At 42.9% G+C, this 14,653-nt stretch carries 16 protein-coding genes and 5 pseudogenes; 9 read left to right on the top strand and 12 right to left on the bottom strand.

The genetic code is table 11. From position 1 onward, the window contains the following. Window position 1: 1 nt before the first annotated feature. The 4 genes from minE (at window position 2) to A1SC_RS18555 (ending at window position 1,402) form a co-directional block, all read left to right on the top strand. The gene (gene minE, locus A1SC_RS18545; protein WP_001185664.1) at window positions 2–268 is read left to right on the top strand and encodes a cell division topological specificity factor MinE; all 267 of its coding nucleotides are present in this window, start codon (window positions 2–4) and stop codon (window positions 266–268) included. Between the two features lie 296 nt (window positions 269–564). Next, window positions 565–702: a hypothetical protein gene (locus A1SC_RS26165; RefSeq protein ID WP_228988174.1), complete on the top strand. Its 138-nt coding sequence runs from the start codon at window positions 565–567 to the stop codon at window positions 700–702. A gap of 16 nt (window positions 703–718) precedes the next feature. Continuing rightward, a complete protein-coding gene (locus tag A1SC_RS18550; RefSeq protein WP_000726984.1) occupies window positions 719–1,063 on the top strand; it encodes a YMGG-like glycine zipper-containing protein in 345 nt (114 codons plus the stop codon). A gap of 3 nt (window positions 1,064–1,066) precedes the next feature. Then, the gene (locus tag A1SC_RS18555) at window positions 1,067–1,402 is read left to right on the top strand and encodes a YmgD family protein (protein ID WP_000979974.1); all 336 of its coding nucleotides are present in this window, start codon (window positions 1,067–1,069) and stop codon (window positions 1,400–1,402) included. Between the two features lie 307 nt (window positions 1,403–1,709). Here the strand turns inward: A1SC_RS18555 and ymgF are convergent, their stop codons facing one another. The 3 genes and pseudogenes from ymgF to A1SC_RS26160 form a co-directional block, all read right to left on the bottom strand. Continuing rightward, window positions 1,710–1,928, bottom strand: a complete 219-nt coding sequence (gene ymgF, locus A1SC_RS18560) for a cell division-associated protein YmgF (protein ID WP_001065870.1) — start codon at window positions 1,926–1,928, stop codon at window positions 1,710–1,712. A gap of 170 nt (window positions 1,929–2,098) precedes the next feature. Beyond that, the gene (locus A1SC_RS18565) at window positions 2,099–3,622 is read right to left on the bottom strand and encodes an EAL domain-containing protein (protein WP_016261944.1); all 1,524 of its coding nucleotides are present in this window, start codon (window positions 3,620–3,622) and stop codon (window positions 2,099–2,101) included. Between the two features lie 672 nt (window positions 3,623–4,294). Beyond that, window positions 4,295–4,380, bottom strand: a pseudogene (locus A1SC_RS26160) (capsid protein); the annotation flags it as partial. Between the two features lie 52 nt (window positions 4,381–4,432). Between A1SC_RS26160 and A1SC_RS0121205 the strand changes: the two are divergent. Both A1SC_RS0121205 and A1SC_RS18570 read left to right on the top strand, forming a co-directional pair. Further along, the gene (locus A1SC_RS0121205) at window positions 4,433–4,762 is read left to right on the top strand and encodes a YkgJ family cysteine cluster protein (protein ID WP_010376212.1); all 330 of its coding nucleotides are present in this window, start codon (window positions 4,433–4,435) and stop codon (window positions 4,760–4,762) included. Window positions 4,763–5,036: 274 nt separating this feature from the next. Then, window positions 5,037–5,753, top strand: a complete 717-nt coding sequence (locus A1SC_RS18570; protein WP_000532916.1) for a YebC/PmpR family DNA-binding transcriptional regulator — start codon at window positions 5,037–5,039, stop codon at window positions 5,751–5,753. Window positions 5,754–5,865: 112 nt separating this feature from the next. Here the strand turns inward: A1SC_RS18570 and A1SC_RS18575 are convergent, their stop codons facing one another. Continuing rightward, on the bottom strand, window positions 5,866–6,192 hold the full coding sequence (locus tag A1SC_RS18575) for an EthD family reductase (protein WP_016261943.1): 327 nt from the start codon (window positions 6,190–6,192) through the stop codon (window positions 5,866–5,868). A gap of 228 nt (window positions 6,193–6,420) precedes the next feature. Here A1SC_RS18575 and A1SC_RS18580 point away from each other — a divergent pair, with 228 nt between their 5' ends. Further along, on the top strand, window positions 6,421–7,332 hold the full coding sequence (locus tag A1SC_RS18580; protein WP_016261942.1) for a LysR family transcriptional regulator: 912 nt from the start codon (window positions 6,421–6,423) through the stop codon (window positions 7,330–7,332). Here A1SC_RS18580 and A1SC_RS18585 read toward each other — a convergent pair whose 3' ends face one another. Together A1SC_RS18585 and A1SC_RS0121200 are read right to left on the bottom strand one after the other, a co-directional pair. Further along, the gene (locus A1SC_RS18585; RefSeq protein WP_016261941.1) at window positions 7,333–8,442 is read right to left on the bottom strand and encodes an alkene reductase; all 1,110 of its coding nucleotides are present in this window, start codon (window positions 8,440–8,442) and stop codon (window positions 7,333–7,335) included. 184 nt (window positions 8,443–8,626) lie between these two features. Beyond that, window positions 8,627–8,933, bottom strand: a pseudogene (locus A1SC_RS0121200) (terminase small subunit); the annotation flags it as partial. Between the two features lie 758 nt (window positions 8,934–9,691). On the opposite strand from A1SC_RS0121200, the gene ynfU reads away from it, so the two are divergent. Next, window positions 9,692–9,862, top strand: a complete 171-nt coding sequence (gene ynfU, locus A1SC_RS25590; protein ID WP_001405948.1) for a putative zinc-binding protein YnfU — start codon at window positions 9,692–9,694, stop codon at window positions 9,860–9,862. A gap of 279 nt (window positions 9,863–10,141) precedes the next feature. Here the strand turns inward: ynfU and cspB are convergent, their stop codons facing one another. From cspB to A1SC_RS23060, 5 genes and pseudogenes are all read right to left on the bottom strand, one after another. Beyond that, on the bottom strand, window positions 10,142–10,357 hold the full coding sequence (gene cspB, locus A1SC_RS18590; protein WP_000066486.1) for a cold shock-like protein CspB: 216 nt from the start codon (window positions 10,355–10,357) through the stop codon (window positions 10,142–10,144). Window positions 10,358–10,729: 372 nt separating this feature from the next. Next, window positions 10,730–11,053, bottom strand: a pseudogene (locus A1SC_RS24940) (antitermination protein); the annotation flags it as partial. A gap of 56 nt (window positions 11,054–11,109) precedes the next feature. After that, window positions 11,110–11,211, bottom strand: a complete 102-nt coding sequence (locus A1SC_RS24400) for a hypothetical protein (protein ID WP_077767216.1) — start codon at window positions 11,209–11,211, stop codon at window positions 11,110–11,112. A gap of 103 nt (window positions 11,212–11,314) precedes the next feature. Beyond that, a pseudogene (locus A1SC_RS24395) lies at window positions 11,315–12,112 on the bottom strand (helix-turn-helix transcriptional regulator). Between the two features lie 9 nt (window positions 12,113–12,121). Continuing rightward, window positions 12,122–12,673 (bottom strand): annotated as a pseudogene (locus A1SC_RS23060) (kinase inhibitor). 361 nt (window positions 12,674–13,034) lie between these two features. Here A1SC_RS23060 and A1SC_RS18595 point away from each other — a divergent pair. Further along, window positions 13,035–14,078, top strand: coding sequence for an alpha/beta hydrolase (locus tag A1SC_RS18595; RefSeq protein WP_001516240.1), 1,044 nt, complete (start codon window positions 13,035–13,037; stop codon window positions 14,076–14,078). A 60-nt stretch (window positions 14,079–14,138) separates the two neighbouring features. On the opposite strand, the gene emrE is transcribed toward A1SC_RS18595, so the two are convergent. Further along, window positions 14,139–14,471 (bottom strand): multidrug efflux SMR transporter EmrE, encoded by a 333-nt coding sequence (gene emrE, locus A1SC_RS18600; protein ID WP_016261938.1) that lies wholly within the window; start codon window positions 14,469–14,471, stop codon window positions 14,139–14,141. Between the last annotated feature and the right edge of the window lie 182 nt (window positions 14,472–14,653).

Raw genomic sequence — 14,653 nt, 5'->3', positions numbered from 1 at the left:
TATGGCATTACTCGATTTCTTTCTCTCACGGAAGAAAAACACGGCCAATATTGCAAAAGAACGGTTGCAAATTATTGTTGCTGAACGCCGGCGCAGCGATGCAGAACCGCACTATCTGCCGCAGTTGCGTAAAGATATTCTTGATGTCATTTGTAAATACGTACAAATCGATCCCGAGATGGTGACTGTTCAGCTTGAGCAAAAAGATGGTGATATTTCCATCCTTGAGCTTAACGTGACCTTGCCGGAAGCAGAAGAGCTGAAATAAGCCGTATTAGCTCAGACCTGATCTGACAGTTACCGGTGATTTATACAGGTATCTGTCAGATTACATCCGATTTAAGTTTTTCTCTGCCTGGCTACCCCCTTCCCCGCCAAACAGATTCACATTACTGCCGCCAGAAGATAATCACTTACATTACGTTTTCTGATAAATATTGTTCACATATAAATTACACAATAATATTGATATTTCAGATCACCTTACCTTTACAATACCACGTTAACATTTGATGACATTTCTTGAATAAACATTTCAAATCAATGAGTTAATTATTATTTAAGATTATTCCCATTCAAGCAAAAACCATAATTCTTATTATACAAACCGCGCTCATTTTGAATTATCTGAATAATAGAGAGCGTTCTTTAGTTAAGCTGTTCTTAATTGAAGACGAAATTATTGTGTGTGCAACTTACTAAATACCGGACATCTAAGTTGAAGAAAAAAATACTCGCCTTAGGGCTTATCTCAGCATTGCTCTGCTCCGCGCCAGCGATGGCGGATATGAATCGCACCACGAAAGGTGCACTGTTAGGCGCAGGCGTTGGTTTACTGACTGGCAATGGTGTTAATGGCGTACTGAAAGGTGCTGCTGTGGGCGCTGGCGTTGGTGCAGTAACAGAAAAAGGCCACGATGGTAAAAATGCCCGTAAAGGCGCAAAAGTGGGTGCCGCCGTTGGCGCGGTCACTGGCGTTCTGACCGGCAATGGTCTTGAAGGCGCAATTAAAGGTGCCGTAATTGGCGGTACGGGTGGTGCAATTCTGGGTAAAATGAAATAAGGAATGATGATGAAAAAATTTGCTTTACTTGCGGGGCTGTTCGTCTTCGCACCAATGACCTGGGCTCAGGACTATAATATTAAGAATGGTTTGCCAGCAGAAACCTATATTACCTGCGCAGAAGCCAACGAAATGGCAAAAACTGACAGCGCACAGGTTGCAGATATCGTTGCGGTAATGGGTAACGCCAGCGTTACCAGCCGTGATTTAAAGATTGAGCAATCACCGGAACTGAGTGCCAAAGTGGTAGAAAAACTGAATCAGGTTTGTGCCAAAGATCCGCAAATGCTGTTAATTACCGCAATTGATGACACCATGCGTGCCATCGGTAAAAAATAATCGATAATGTAGCACCGCGCCGATTGATTCGACGCGGTGTATTTTTAGCGGGTGAACAGACTTACAGACAATACTGAAGCACTGATTATTTATTTTGGTGATTTTATTGATTTAGTTTTTTATTCTTCACAAAAACTATTTCCCTGCAATCATATTCGTATACGCGTTACTCACCGCCAAAGCAATTCCTCAAATTAAACCCGGATAGTTTTTCAGTTTTAATGATTAATTATTCAATGATTGGACTTATAAACACGCCTGATCAAATATCCTATAAGTCCAGATTATCAAAATATAATGAAAAAGATTAATGTTGATCCCTTTGACTTACAAACTTTTCTCTTAATCGGTTAAGCAAATTGATCACCAACCAAACAAGTGCATTGATTAAATTTATGGTAACCAGCACTTCTCCCAGCCAGATGCTGGGTTTGGCGACCAGGATCACCAGAATGGTGATCAGCATAAACGCGATGGAGAAGATGATATACAAAGTGAAATAATCCAGGCTATTACTATTGTTCATGCTACTGACGGCGATCCTGAAAACAATTTCAGATAATTATAGCAAACAAAATAATGAACAATAGTAACAAGACGCAACGAGCTAATTATCTGTCTACAATTGCACCACCACAGAGTCTTTTCGATCATTTTTTAGTCAGGCATCATCATGCTACGTGAATTAGTACCTATTCACTCAACAACCACCTTCACCCTCGGTTTTGAGAGAATAATTTTGACTAACTCAATATACGTCACCGGTTTATAGAAATAGTACCCCTGCTGAAACGTGATATTATTTTTGTTCAGGTAATCGAGTTGCTCCTTCGTTTCGACACCTTCGGCAACAATACTGATAGAAAGTCTTCGCGCCAGATCCAGCACACAGTCCAGAATTCGGGTGGAATCTGGATCTGCGTTGACCCGACCAACGAAACTGTGATCAATCTTAATATAATCGATGTGCAGATCATGGAGATAAGAAAGTCCCGAGTACCCCGTACCAAAATCATCCAGCGCAATGACAAAGCCATTTTCATGCAGAATATTTAGTCGCTGGACAAGGTTTTCATCAACATGCAAAGCTTCACGCTCAGTAACCTCAAGAACGAGATTCAAATCATGGCGCGTGAAGCTGTCCCGGTATTTCAGACACTCTTCAACAAACGTAGGCGAAATAATATGTGAGGCGCTAAAATTAATCCCTACATGGAAACCTTCCGGCAGTTTACTTGCGATCGCGTTCATTTGTGTGGCGACCTGGTTCATCAGACTTTGGGTGAGCGGAACTATCAACCCTGATTTTTCAGCAAGTGGAATAAATGCTGCGGGTGAAATATATCCTCCGCGAGGATGTTTCCACCTGGCAAGTACTTCTACGCCGCGTAACGTCCCTTCCCGGCCATTAACCACGGGTTGGTAAAAAGGTACAATTTCACCATTGCTTATTGCTCTACGCAGGATCTCTTCAGGCGTGTCACTCTTGTTAAAATATTTATCAAGCAAAAAAGCAGCAGAACAGGAGATTAACAGGCTGAATATCAAAATACCCAAACCTTTATCGATAAGTCTGGTGAAATTAAATAGCGGCGGTTGGTTATAGATAATACTGAAATGATATTCTGTGGAATTTACCCGTCCAGAAAATTGATGGCTGCCATTGAGAGTTGTCACATCTCCTGACGGTCCAATAATGCTATTCCCCACGCGCAAAGTATATTTCACCCCCTTCAACGGCACATTGAGCGCCCCGCGGATATGCTGGTCACTAATTGTCACCATGATACGCGTATCAGCGAATTGAATCTGATAAAGGAGGATGGGTAATCTATTTACGGTGTCGATCGCCGGAGCCAATAGCAAATTGTTGTCAGATATAACAGGAATACGGGATAGCAGAACCCGATTACCTGGTAGCGATGTACACCAGACTGCACCTTGTTTGAGAATGATGATCGTCCGCAGATGTGGTTTCAGCGCAGCCTCTGTACCTAGTTGGTATTGTTCATCCAGATCGCACCTCTTCCCGGCAATTTTCATTGCCGTTCGAGTCGCCTGTGACGCTTCCTCAAGAATATGATTAATGTTGTTAGCGGCGTACCTCGCCCCCGCCAGGCTCTCTGCTTTTGCGGAATACCAGAGCTGAAAATTCAAAATAGACACACCAGTAAGAAACAAGCACACCGCAACGAGGATGGGGATAAGTGTATTGCGCATTTGCGTGTCCCGGGGCCATTATTTTGTGTTCATTCGCTCAATCTGGCGTCTACAAAGAGCATGGTAGAGAGAACCAGAAATATCCATACTCTTGATGAAATTTTGCCCTCTATGCCGTAACTTAAAGCAGAGAAAAAGCATTGGACAACAAAACGGAACAAGAATATTGGTCAGGCAAAGTTCTCTGTGTCCCCTTCACTTTTATACATAAGCTATCAATAAGTAAGGATATGATGAACTGGCACAACGTCGATGGGGCCTCGCTGGTAAGGTGGGTGTTAATTTTCCAGTACGTGCCCCCGCGTCTTTTCTTCGATAGCGGCGGCTCCAGCTCATAAGATGGAGATGCCAGACCATGTCGCTCAATAGCCACATCCCAAATCAGCACCAATACATACAGCAAAATCACTAGAATGAATGTGAAACACGGATAGCAGTAATATAAGCCTTACACGTTAAAACAAGAAAAATAACTTTTTCTGATGAACTTACCTAACCAATTAGAATTAAAAAGAAATCACTAATCGCTATATTTAGCAAGTCGGACTATAGGGACAATATAATACAGACTCTGGTTACATAAGACGTTCACTTTTCACAAACCACCACGTTACAAATTGTAAAGATTAACTCTTCCAGTTTGCATTCAACTTGTCTGGTCATATCTAAATAGATATGTAAAATTGATAACGGCTGGTAATCATTCAATACTCGCACTATAGAAAGTTCGCCAGCCTGCCGCAGGCACGTGCTTTCATATGACGTGTCTGCGGTTTCGTTGTGATATTTAAATAGTAGTACTGGTGAATTATGAGCAATCCGAATCCATGCATGACGTGTGGTGCCTGTTGTGCATTTTTCCGCGTCTCTTTTTACTGGGCCGAAGCTGATGATGCAGGCGGCACCATACCGGCTCATCTGACTGAGCAGATATCCCCTTACCACCGATGTATGCGCGGTACTAACCAGAAGAATCCACGCTGTGTTGCCCTGGCTGGAACGCCTGGAAAAAACGCCTGCTGCACAATATACAAGAATCGCTCATCCACATGTAGAGAATTCGCCATGTCTGGCGAGCATGGAGAAATTAATGAGGCATGTAATCGCGCCCGAGCTAAATATGGGCTACCGCCAATTTAAAACCGCGCCTCCTTAATAAGGCATTCAGGTGTCAAAATCAACCATACCGCGACATTATTGTTGCGGTTTAATTATTAACAATGAAAAATGAAATTATAAAATAACGCATCGACAATAATTAACATCGTTAAAATTAAATATCCTTGCGTGAAAATAGAATATTTTATATTCCCATAGACGAATTTTTTCATGTTATGATATAATATAATACGATGAAAAAACACAAGTTATCAACTTGTCGGTAATGTAAATAAATTTCGAGGAGATCATTCCAGTGGGACGTAAATGGGCCAATATTGTTGCTAAAAAAACGGCTAAAGACGGTGCAACGTCTAAAATATATGCAAAATTCGGTGTAGAAATCTATGCTGCAGCTAAACAAGGTGAACCAGACCCTGAATTAAATACATCTTTAAAATTCGTTATTGAGCGTGCGAAGCAGGCACAAGTTCCAAAACACGTCATTGATAAAGCAATTGATAAAGCTAAAGGTGGCGGAGATGAAACGTTCGTACAAGGACGTTATGAAGGTTTTGGCCCCAATGGTTCAATGATTATCGCCGAAACGTTAACTTCAAATGTTAACCGCACGATTGCTAATGTTCGCACAATTTTCAACAAAAAAGGCGGAAATATCGGAGCGGCAGGTTCTGTCAGCTATATGTTTGACAATACTGGAGTGATTGTATTTAAAGGAACAGATCCTGACCATATTTTTGAAATTTTGCTTGATGCTGAAGTTGATGTTCGCGATGTGACCGAAGAAGAAGGAAATATCGTTATTTATACTGAGCCTACAGACCTTCACAAAGGAATTGCAGCGCTAAAAGCAGCCGGAATTACTGAGTTCTCAACAACAGAATTAGAAATGATTGCTCAATCAGAAGTTGAGCTTTCACCAGAAGATTTAGAAATCTTTGAGGGACTTGTTGATGCCCTTGAAGATGATGATGATGTTCAAAAAGTATATCATAACGTTGCAAATCTCTAATTATGAATTTAAGAAATCTGCCTTTATGGCAGATTTCTTCACCTTATCTTAGATTTACCTAAAAACTCCGCATTAAATCCAGTACCTCTACCGCTCCCGGCATGTTAAGGCATTAGCGCTTTCTGATTTCAGTGATGTAGGTAATGGCAGCATGTTCAACAAAATTGGACACGTCGTCATAGGCTTCTTTACCGACGGGAGAATTGAATGCCGCGATAGCGTCTTCAAGTGAGTCGAACCACAGTTCGGAGAAACCGTCGACGGGGGAATCGGGATATTTTTCCCGATCGATGGGGTTGAGTACATAACCTCTTAAGCCGGGGAGTCTGAGCGCTATCGCTGTATGTACCTCATCCCAGTATTTAACAAAATCGTCGAAGCTCTGTCCTTTTTTACGGGTAAGAAAGCCCACATGTTTGAAACCGTTAGCAGATAACATCATATTCTCCTCTGTATTAATTCATGTTTTTGTAAAACTGGCCGGCGAAATCCGGCATCGTCTTGCAATTTAGATGAAGCGTAATAGAGAAGGTGACTATGGCTGTTTTTCTTCGTGCGATAAACACGCTTTCACTCGTCTCTGAGTAGACATAGATTCTACAAATCGTTTTCAATTTATTGTAAAATAAATCTATGTATACAGGGCTAATACCTCTCACGGACAATTATGAGAAGAACAGATCATCTGGGGGGAATTACGGCTTTTGTCGCCACAGCCCAGCAAGGAAGTTTTACGGCAGCAGCGGAAAAGCTGGGGCTGACAAAGTCTGCCATAGGAAAAAGCGTCAGTCGTCTGGAAGACCGCCTCGGGTTGAAGCTTTTTCAACGTTCCACCCGTCGGTTGAGCCTGACGCCTGATGGCGAGCGTTTTCTTGCCAGTTGCCAGAGCGCAATAGATATCCTGGAGCAGGCTGAGGCGGAACTGACGTCACATACCTGCCAGCCCTCCGGGCGCCTGCGGGTAGATTTACCTGCAGCCTTCGGACGACAGCGCATCCTTCCTATCCTGCTTGATATCACCCGACGCTACCCCGAACTGGCGTTGACCGTTACGTTCAGCGAGCGGTTCGTTGACCTGATTGATGAGGGGATCGATCTTGTCGTTCGCATTGGTGAGCTGTCAGACAGCAGTGGGCTGGTTGCCAGAAGACTGACAACCCAGAAGCTGGTGATCTGCGCCTCTCCAGATTATCTGTTCAACCACGGCGAGCCTGTCAGTATCGATGACCTGAATCACCATCAGTGCGTTGTCGGCTTTCGCCGTAACCAGCCTGTTTCGTGGTTGCTGAAAGAGGGGGATGGTCAAATCAGCCGCTTTGTCCCTCCGCCGCCCCATGAGTTTGCCGATGGTGACGCGATGCTCGCTGCTACCCTGGCGGGAGGGGGATTGTCGCAACTCCCCCTCTGGTTGGTGGGCAGATATCTCGACGAGGGTAAATTGCGGGAAGTGCTGCCCGGACACTCCGGCGGGGAGATGCCTATCAGCGCGCTGTGGCCAAAAAGCCGCCAACTGCTGCCCAAAATCCGCTATGTAGTGGATACCCTGGTCAGGGCTGCGGAAGACGGCCTGCTTGATTAATTATTCCCTGCTATCGGACCAGAAGGGGTAATCTGTATAGCCTTTTTCATCTCCGCCGTACATCGTTGCCCGGTTAACGTCATTCAACGGCCAGTCATTAACCATTCGTTCCACAAGATCCGGGTTCGCAATGTAAGGCCGACCAAAACCAATCAGGTCAGCTTTCCCCTCCTGGAGATATGCTTCGGCACGCTGCTTATCAAAGCCACCGGTAATAATCAAAGGTCCGGAATAAGCTGCACGAAATTTTTCAATAAACCCGGCAGGGATGGCCTGTTCTCCCAGTGTTTGCTGGTCGCTCAGATGAACATACGAGAGAGAACGGGCGCTGAGTTTATCAGCAAGCATCAGCCAGGTTTCTTCCTCGCCATCAAAAGGACGCATGTCAAACAGACGCCCGAAGGGAGCCAGGCGGATACCCGTTTTACCTGAGCCGATGGCCGTAGAGATTGCGTCAGTCACTTCCAGAACAAAGCGCAGGCGATTGTCAGTATCCGCGCCACCGTACTCATCCTTGCGAGTATTCAGCCCACCATTAATAAACTGCTCAAGCAGATAGCCATTGGCGGCGTGGATCTCAACACCATCAAAGCCCGCCCGAATAGCATTTTTAGCGGCCTGAACGTAATCCTGCACCACGGCTTTAATCTCGGGGATCGACAGCGCACGGGGTTCCGATACCGGAACCGGACCGGGTTTGCCGTTTTCGTCGCGTGCGTAGCAGGTGGAATTATTGGCTTTAACTGCCACCGAACTGACGGGGGCCTGTCCATTAGCCTGCAAACTTGTGTGAGAAATTCGCCCGACGTGCCAAAGTTGAATATAAATTTTTCCGCCAGCGTCGTGGACCGCTTTTGTAACTTTTCCCCATCCCTGCACCTGAGCATCGCTGTAGATTCCGGGAGTGAAAAGGTAACCCTGTCCCTGGACGGAGATTTGCGATCCTTCTGTAATAATGAGCCCTGCAGATGCGCGCTGCTGATAATATTTTGCAGTCAGTTCATCTGGAGTATCGTCTGAAATTGCCCGTGAGCGGGTCATTGGTGCCATAACGACGCGATTTGCCAAGTTAGTGTCACCGACCTGAAACGGGGTAAATAATTTTTCCATTTTTATCTCCTTTACTGGAGGAAGTATGATGGTCTCAACGACGTAATAAAAAAACAGCACTCTGGTCCGAACTAAGTAGACATAATTTCTACATTTAGTGTTCTCTCAGTATTAAGCCGTCATATTTTTGTTTTTAGGTGATGTCCCACGTGGAGATAAAGCCTGCCGCAAAGTTGATGAAGGCTCAGTACATCTGCTTCTGGCACATAACAGTCTTCCAGACAGCGGTCGATATATTCACTCGGCCCCGTATCAGTTCATCCAGTGCGGTTGCTTTGTTCATGGCTTTGATGATGTCCCGTTTCAGGAAATCAATATGCCGGTTATCCAGCTCAAGAAAATGCTGCTGCACCACAGGGGTATTCCGTCGAGAATACTGGCAATTTCACCTGCAATCCGTGAAAGCACAAAAGTACAAAATGCGGTTTCCACCACTTCAGCAGAGTCTCTGGTATTTTCAGCTCCTGTGCGTCGGTCTGCGCACGTGTAAGTTCTGAATAGTACGGACATTCGCACCAAAAATGTCAGCCGACTGCTTTTTGTTGACTTCCATTGTTCATTCCACGGAAAAAACAGAGAAGGAAGCGGCAGAGGCCAAAAAGCCCATTTTCAGTAACTGTCGTTTTCTTTCTTTTTAGGCGGTGTTTTAAATAAAAACATTAAGTTACTGTGAAGAAGAACGAAACGCCTTAAACCGGAAAATTTTCATAAATAGAGAAAACCCGCGCGCCTTCCCCCCCGTAGTCTGCCGGATTGCCGGAAAGGGCCTGCAAAATTTTAGTCACCAAGTCCAGTTATAAGAGGAGCATTCCTGTCTCATATTCTCTTTTTCTGCTCCTCACTCTGAGGGAAATAACGATTTTTGGAAGTAATAGCAACCGCAACAGTCTTGCGTAATGATGGCGGCATCATTCATCTCTCGCAGTCTTACGCCTCTCTTCTTTAATCTTGAAATGTGACGGAGTTCCGGCAATGCCCAGAAACCAGCATTACAGGCCGATGTGCCACAGGCGACGCCAGTTGTTATTATCAATGGATTTCATATCCTCACCCCGATGTGCGCGAATGGTGCAGTATGTTTGAAAAGATCGGAGTCTACGGGTTAGTTTTTACAGCAAACATTGTTCACAACAACACTAAAAAACAGAAATTTAAAATAATAGGGTTAAAAACCATGTATTAAATAATAATGCGCGATATGTTTTGTTATTTAGTGTATTGTATACGACCATTTACACAGGAAAAGCCTATGTCAGAACGTAAAGACTCAAAATCACGCCGTAATTATCTCGTTAAATGCTCCTGCCCAAACTGCACCCAAGAATCAGAACACAGTTTTTCCAGAGTACAAAAAGGTGCCCTTTTAATCTGCCCTCATTGCAACAAAGTATTCCAAACAAATCTTAAAGCTGTTGCCTGATTTTTGATTACTTATCAAGAGCTTTGATATTTTAATAATATATTTAAATCAGATAAGAAAAAACCCGCCTGAGCGGGTTTGAGATTGTGGTGCTTTTTGTGGGAGTCACCCACTTACGCACTTTGTTTTACTATGCCAGCAGTTAGCTTCTGCTATTAAACTATTCATACAGCAAACCTGTACTTCACCACAAAATGGGATTCTATATCCATTACTCTATCTGCATCTCTACTCAGGCATCAGCCATCTTCGTTATCGTATACAGTCGAGTCCTGGATTTTAATCGGTAATTATAACATTTGCTGCCGCAGGACCTTTAGCACCACTCTCTACAGAGAAGGTAACCTTTTGACCTTCAAATAAGGTTCGATAATTATCATTCTGAATCGCAGAAAAATGCACAAACACATCTTTACTACCATCAACAGGAGAAATAAAGCCGAAACCTTTATCAGCGTTAAACCATTTTACTAAACCAGTCATTTTATTTGACATTCTACATTCCTTAACTTGAGCCTTTCGGCATAAATGGTTTGTATAACAGAAACGACTTCGTACTTAATTGGAGAGACTCAAAGAAGGAATAAGTGAATAACACCTGAAATGAGAACTGCTTTAGTAAACTACTTCGTATATCGTCTGTTCTTCAAACCGACGCAATCATTAACGCATAGTTGTACACATAGAAGCAATGTTTATTTTAGACATCCAGCCACCCCCTCCAATTTAAAACACAAAAAACTCTCATTAGCGGGTTTTCTACTTTTTCTCAACACCGGATATACAAAGCCCATCGTTGAGAAAATCTCACCCATGTTTTCTGAAGCAAAAAGCAAGCATCATGCCGCCATCTTCGCTGAAAATTATTTATATTGTCAATTTCCTTAACTGCACCTCACATACGCTTCTTCCTGCCAGCACTTTGTAACCAGTTTATCAATAACGTCAGCATATCCTTTATCCCATTGATAATCCGTCATGTCTGGAACCAGCTTCTGGACATGACATCGCACCTGGGGGGCGGTAAACGACTAAACCAATTTCCATTGCAACGTCCGCACATCTTATAAACAGGCACGCCATGAAGCCGGATTCTTTTTTATCCAGGACAATACCTTTACCCTTACACCCTCTGCTCACCGTGCTGACTTCTCCCTTGCCATGACAATACTGACATAGTTTCTTCTCCCACCAGGTAGACGGTATATCCGAGCAGCGTTGGCATTTCGGATAACTTCAGCTCAGGTTTACGCTTCACCTCCACAGAGGTCAAACGCTGGATACAAAAAATCGCAGGTGCATTTCTGCATCTCTGATGGAAGAAAAGGGTTTAGATTGTATGTGCGCATAAACGTCCCTGTTTAGCGCAGAAGCCACCGGAGTTGTTCAGGCTCCGATAGGGTAATTATGCCGTTTTGATTTCCCAAAAACATCGATACAGTTAAAATACTTTTACTCTCTGGAAGCCTTTCTTAGCTCTCTTGGTGTTATCTTAAAACGATTATGGAATCTTTCAGTAAAACGAGAAGGACACTTATAACCATTTTCTCTGGCAATCTCGCCTATGGATTTTATAGTCGTTTGTATAGCAGACAACGCATTATTTAACCTCACATCGTCCAATATACTTTGAAAACTTACCCCCTCGTTTGCCAGACGGCGATGTAATGTGGAAACAGAAATGTAGAGATAATCTCGCAACCTTGTTTGCTGTCCATTTTGCTCCTGGTTCGGATAGCAGCAGGTTATAACAATGACTTATCAGTGATTGTTTACTATCTGATAAAAGTAAATAATTAGCATGATTTACTCCTAACGAAAGTAGAACAGCCATTGCTAAATGCTCCTGAATTTGAGTTGAGAAACCTCGAAAAATAGATATTTTTAGCTGCTCCCAACAATATATTAACTCAGGGTTCTGAGGTAAACAGAACCCTGTTTTGTTACATGTTTGATCAGTTACCGCAAAAAAATTTTGGGATTTTTCAATTAGTTCAATGGGAAAGTAAAGCATTTCTGCAAGATAAAGACCTGCTTCTGGATAATTCGCAATATAAAACTCATGTCCACATGGAAATAACATTATTTGATTATTATCAACAGTCAAACTATGCGTCTCCCAATTGATAATTTTTTTCCCTGACGGATACGACATAAAGCTGGCACAATAGCCCTAACCCTATGAGTCTCATGATGTTTATGCATCCGTATTTCTTCAATCCTTAGGTTGGTCTTACCTTTTGCCAGCATACTCTCACCCTACTTTATCTCATAAACTGGTGTTATCTCAGCGGTTGTGATTTTATTGGCATTAAGCATATAACCAACTAACGCTCCGCTGGAATTAGAATCTACAGGAATCTTGTCAGTTTTCAGAGCTCATACTTTAAACTGGTAATGATGCGGTTTATCCCCTTTCAGAGGACATGCACCACCAAATCCGGCATAGCCAAAATCATTTCGGCCTTGAACAGCACCTGTCGGCAGTTTTGTACCATCACGTCTTCCTGCATCAGCAGGCAAATATGTTACTGTTGCTGGAATATTAACAACAGTCCAGTGCCACCAACCACTACCAGTAGGTGCATCTGGATCATAAACAGTTACGGCAAAACTTTTAGTGCCCTCAGGGGCACCAGACCAGGTTAATGAGGGCGATATATTGCCACCTTCACACCCAAATCCGGAAAAGATATGAGACTTTGTAAGTTGTTTTCCTGTTTTTATTTCACTACTTGTGACCTGAAACTCTGCGGCCTGCGCAGAAAATGTGATGAATACCAATACACTTGAAACGATAAGTTTTTTCATAAAAACCTCTTTGTTATGACCTATCGTTATTTTATTTGATATTCCTTTATCTCATTATGCATAAAGACGCAATGTTCATGCAAAAGCAATCATAATTATAAAATAGACCCCAGCATTAACCATAATATGCACGAATCATATTGATGTTATCTAAATAGATTTTAGGTTTATTATTAGTCATGCGGGCATAAGTTAGTATGATTTATAGACGGCTATTTTTGAACCAGAATACGCGCAATTTCACTGACAAGGATTTTTTGCATCTTGTTGAGTTTCCTAAGATGCCTCCTGTTGTACAACTCTTAAGTTGCCGTTAAATTCGCTAAGAAAATTTCATCCGATAAGTCAAGGCATGTAAAATATGAAAATTAACAAAATACTATCATCCGCAACATTGTTGTATGGTATGTCAGTAGTCATGTCGGTCGGGAATTGTTCAACAACTGTCCAGACTAATCTTCCTGGTTACACCCCTGGTGCAGATGTCATTAATGTTTCATCGACCAGAAACCAGGTCGATCTTATTGGTGATGTTGTTTATTCCCAGATAAAAGGGACCCGTTCTGTCAGACAGCTTCACATGTCAGTTCTTGTCCCGCGAACAAATGATTTGAAACCAGCCATTATTTATTATCCTGGCGGCGGATTCATGTCTTCTGAACATGACAAATTTATTGAAATGAGAATGGCTCTGGCAGAAGCTGGTTTTGTTGTAGCCGCTGTAGAATACAGAACAATTCCTGATACATTTCCAGCGCCAGTTGAGGATGGAAAAGCTGCAATACGTTACCTGAGAGAGCATGCCAGCGATTATGGGGTTGATCCTCAAAGAATCGGAGTTCTGGGTGACTCTGCCGGTGGATGGCTTGCCCAGATGATGGGAACTACAAATGGTGACAAAACCTTTGATAAAGGTGACTTTCTTCAGCAATCATCAGATGTTCAGGCAGTTGCCACACTTTATGGGATTTCTGACTTGTTGAATATTGGTGAGGGGTTCCCTGAATCAGTGCAGGAGGTTCATCGATCTCCTGCCGTAACCGAAGCTTTAATGATCAATGGCCCTGCATTCAGAAGTTTTGCGGGAGCCCCCATCACAGCGTCAAAAGAAAAAGCGCTAAACGCCAGCCCAATCGGACATATGAAAGGAGTAAAACCCCCATTTCTTATTATGCATGGTAGCAAAGACACTCTGGTTTCACCGGAGCAAAGTGCCAAACTATTCAGAATGTTGAAAAAGAACGGCAATAATGCTGAGTACGTGCTGGTAGAAGGGGCTGAGCATGGAGATAATACATGGTATCAGCCAATTATTATAAACAGGGTTGTTGAGTGGTTTACTAAAAATCTGGGAGTCCCTATGAAAACCACCACCCAACAACAAAACCCAAACGCTAACCTGTAAAAAGCAGCCCGCATTTACATGCGGGCTGACATATTCCATTTGATTAAAAAGAAATTATTTTTAATGTGGTGCGCTTCGTGACAACAAGTTAATTACCAACACTCCGGCACAAATCAATATCATGCCTATAATGGCTGGCAGATCCAGACGTTGGCCGAAAAATCCCCAGAAAAGTAAACTAATCAGGACTATACCGACTCCTGACCAGATAGCATAAGCAATCCCTGTAGGAATATAAGCCAATGTTTGAGCTAATAACCAGAATGATGCACAGTAACAAATAATTGTACCAACAGAGGGCCATAACCGTGTAAAGCCATCTGAATACTTCATTAAGGTTGTACCAATCACCTCTGCAAATATTGCACCACCAAGATAAATATAAGGATTCATAGCATAGTCTTTCCTGTTAATACCGGAGAGAATTGTACTACAGTTTGAACTTAACTCACCGGTTTCATCCCGGTGCATTCATTGATGTTCGTTTATATACCATCGATAACCTGAATTCCTGTCTGCGCCACTTTAGCCGCTGCCTGATTTATACTGGTTACTGAAACAGAAAGCCACAGAGC

It is taken from the genome of Escherichia sp. KTE52 (assembly GCF_000408325.1).
Lineage (GTDB): Bacteria > Pseudomonadota > Gammaproteobacteria > Enterobacterales > Enterobacteriaceae > Escherichia > Escherichia marmotae.
Note: the sequence above shows the minus strand (reverse complement) of the source record. Positions and strands in the feature narration are given on the sequence as shown.

Bases quoted from the DNA above. Each gene is read 5' to 3' on its own strand.
- minE (WP_001185664.1), top strand. From the start codon at position 2: ATGGCATTACTCGATTTCTTTCTCTCACGGAAGAAAAACACGGCCAAT.
- A1SC_RS18555 (WP_000979974.1), top strand. From the start codon at position 1,067: ATGATGATGAAAAAATTTGCTTTACTTGCGGGGCTGTTCGTCTTCGCA.
- ymgF (WP_001065870.1), bottom strand. From the start codon at position 1,928: ATGAACAATAGTAATAGCCTGGATTATTTCACTTTGTATATCATCTTC.
- A1SC_RS18565 (WP_016261944.1), bottom strand. From the start codon at position 3,622: ATGCGCAATACACTTATCCCCATCCTCGTTGCGGTGTGCTTGTTTCTT.
- A1SC_RS0121205 (WP_010376212.1), top strand. From the start codon at position 4,433: ATGAGCAATCCGAATCCATGCATGACGTGTGGTGCCTGTTGTGCATTT.
- A1SC_RS18575 (WP_016261943.1), bottom strand. From the start codon at position 6,192: ATGTTATCTGCTAACGGTTTCAAACATGTGGGCTTTCTTACCCGTAAA.
- A1SC_RS18580 (WP_016261942.1), top strand. From the start codon at position 6,421: ATGAGAAGAACAGATCATCTGGGGGGAATTACGGCTTTTGTCGCCACA.
- A1SC_RS18585 (WP_016261941.1), bottom strand. From the start codon at position 8,442: ATGGAAAAATTATTTACCCCGTTTCAGGTCGGTGACACTAACTTGGCA.
- ynfU (WP_001405948.1), top strand. From the start codon at position 9,692: ATGTCAGAACGTAAAGACTCAAAATCACGCCGTAATTATCTCGTTAAA.
- cspB (WP_000066486.1), bottom strand. From the start codon at position 10,357: ATGTCAAATAAAATGACTGGTTTAGTAAAATGGTTTAACGCTGATAAA.
- A1SC_RS24400 (WP_077767216.1), bottom strand. From the start codon at position 11,211: ATGCGCACATACAATCTAAACCCTTTTCTTCCATCAGAGATGCAGAAA.
- A1SC_RS18595 (WP_001516240.1), top strand. From the start codon at position 13,035: ATGAAAATTAACAAAATACTATCATCCGCAACATTGTTGTATGGTATG.
- emrE (WP_016261938.1), bottom strand. From the start codon at position 14,471: ATGAATCCTTATATTTATCTTGGTGGTGCAATATTTGCAGAGGTGATT.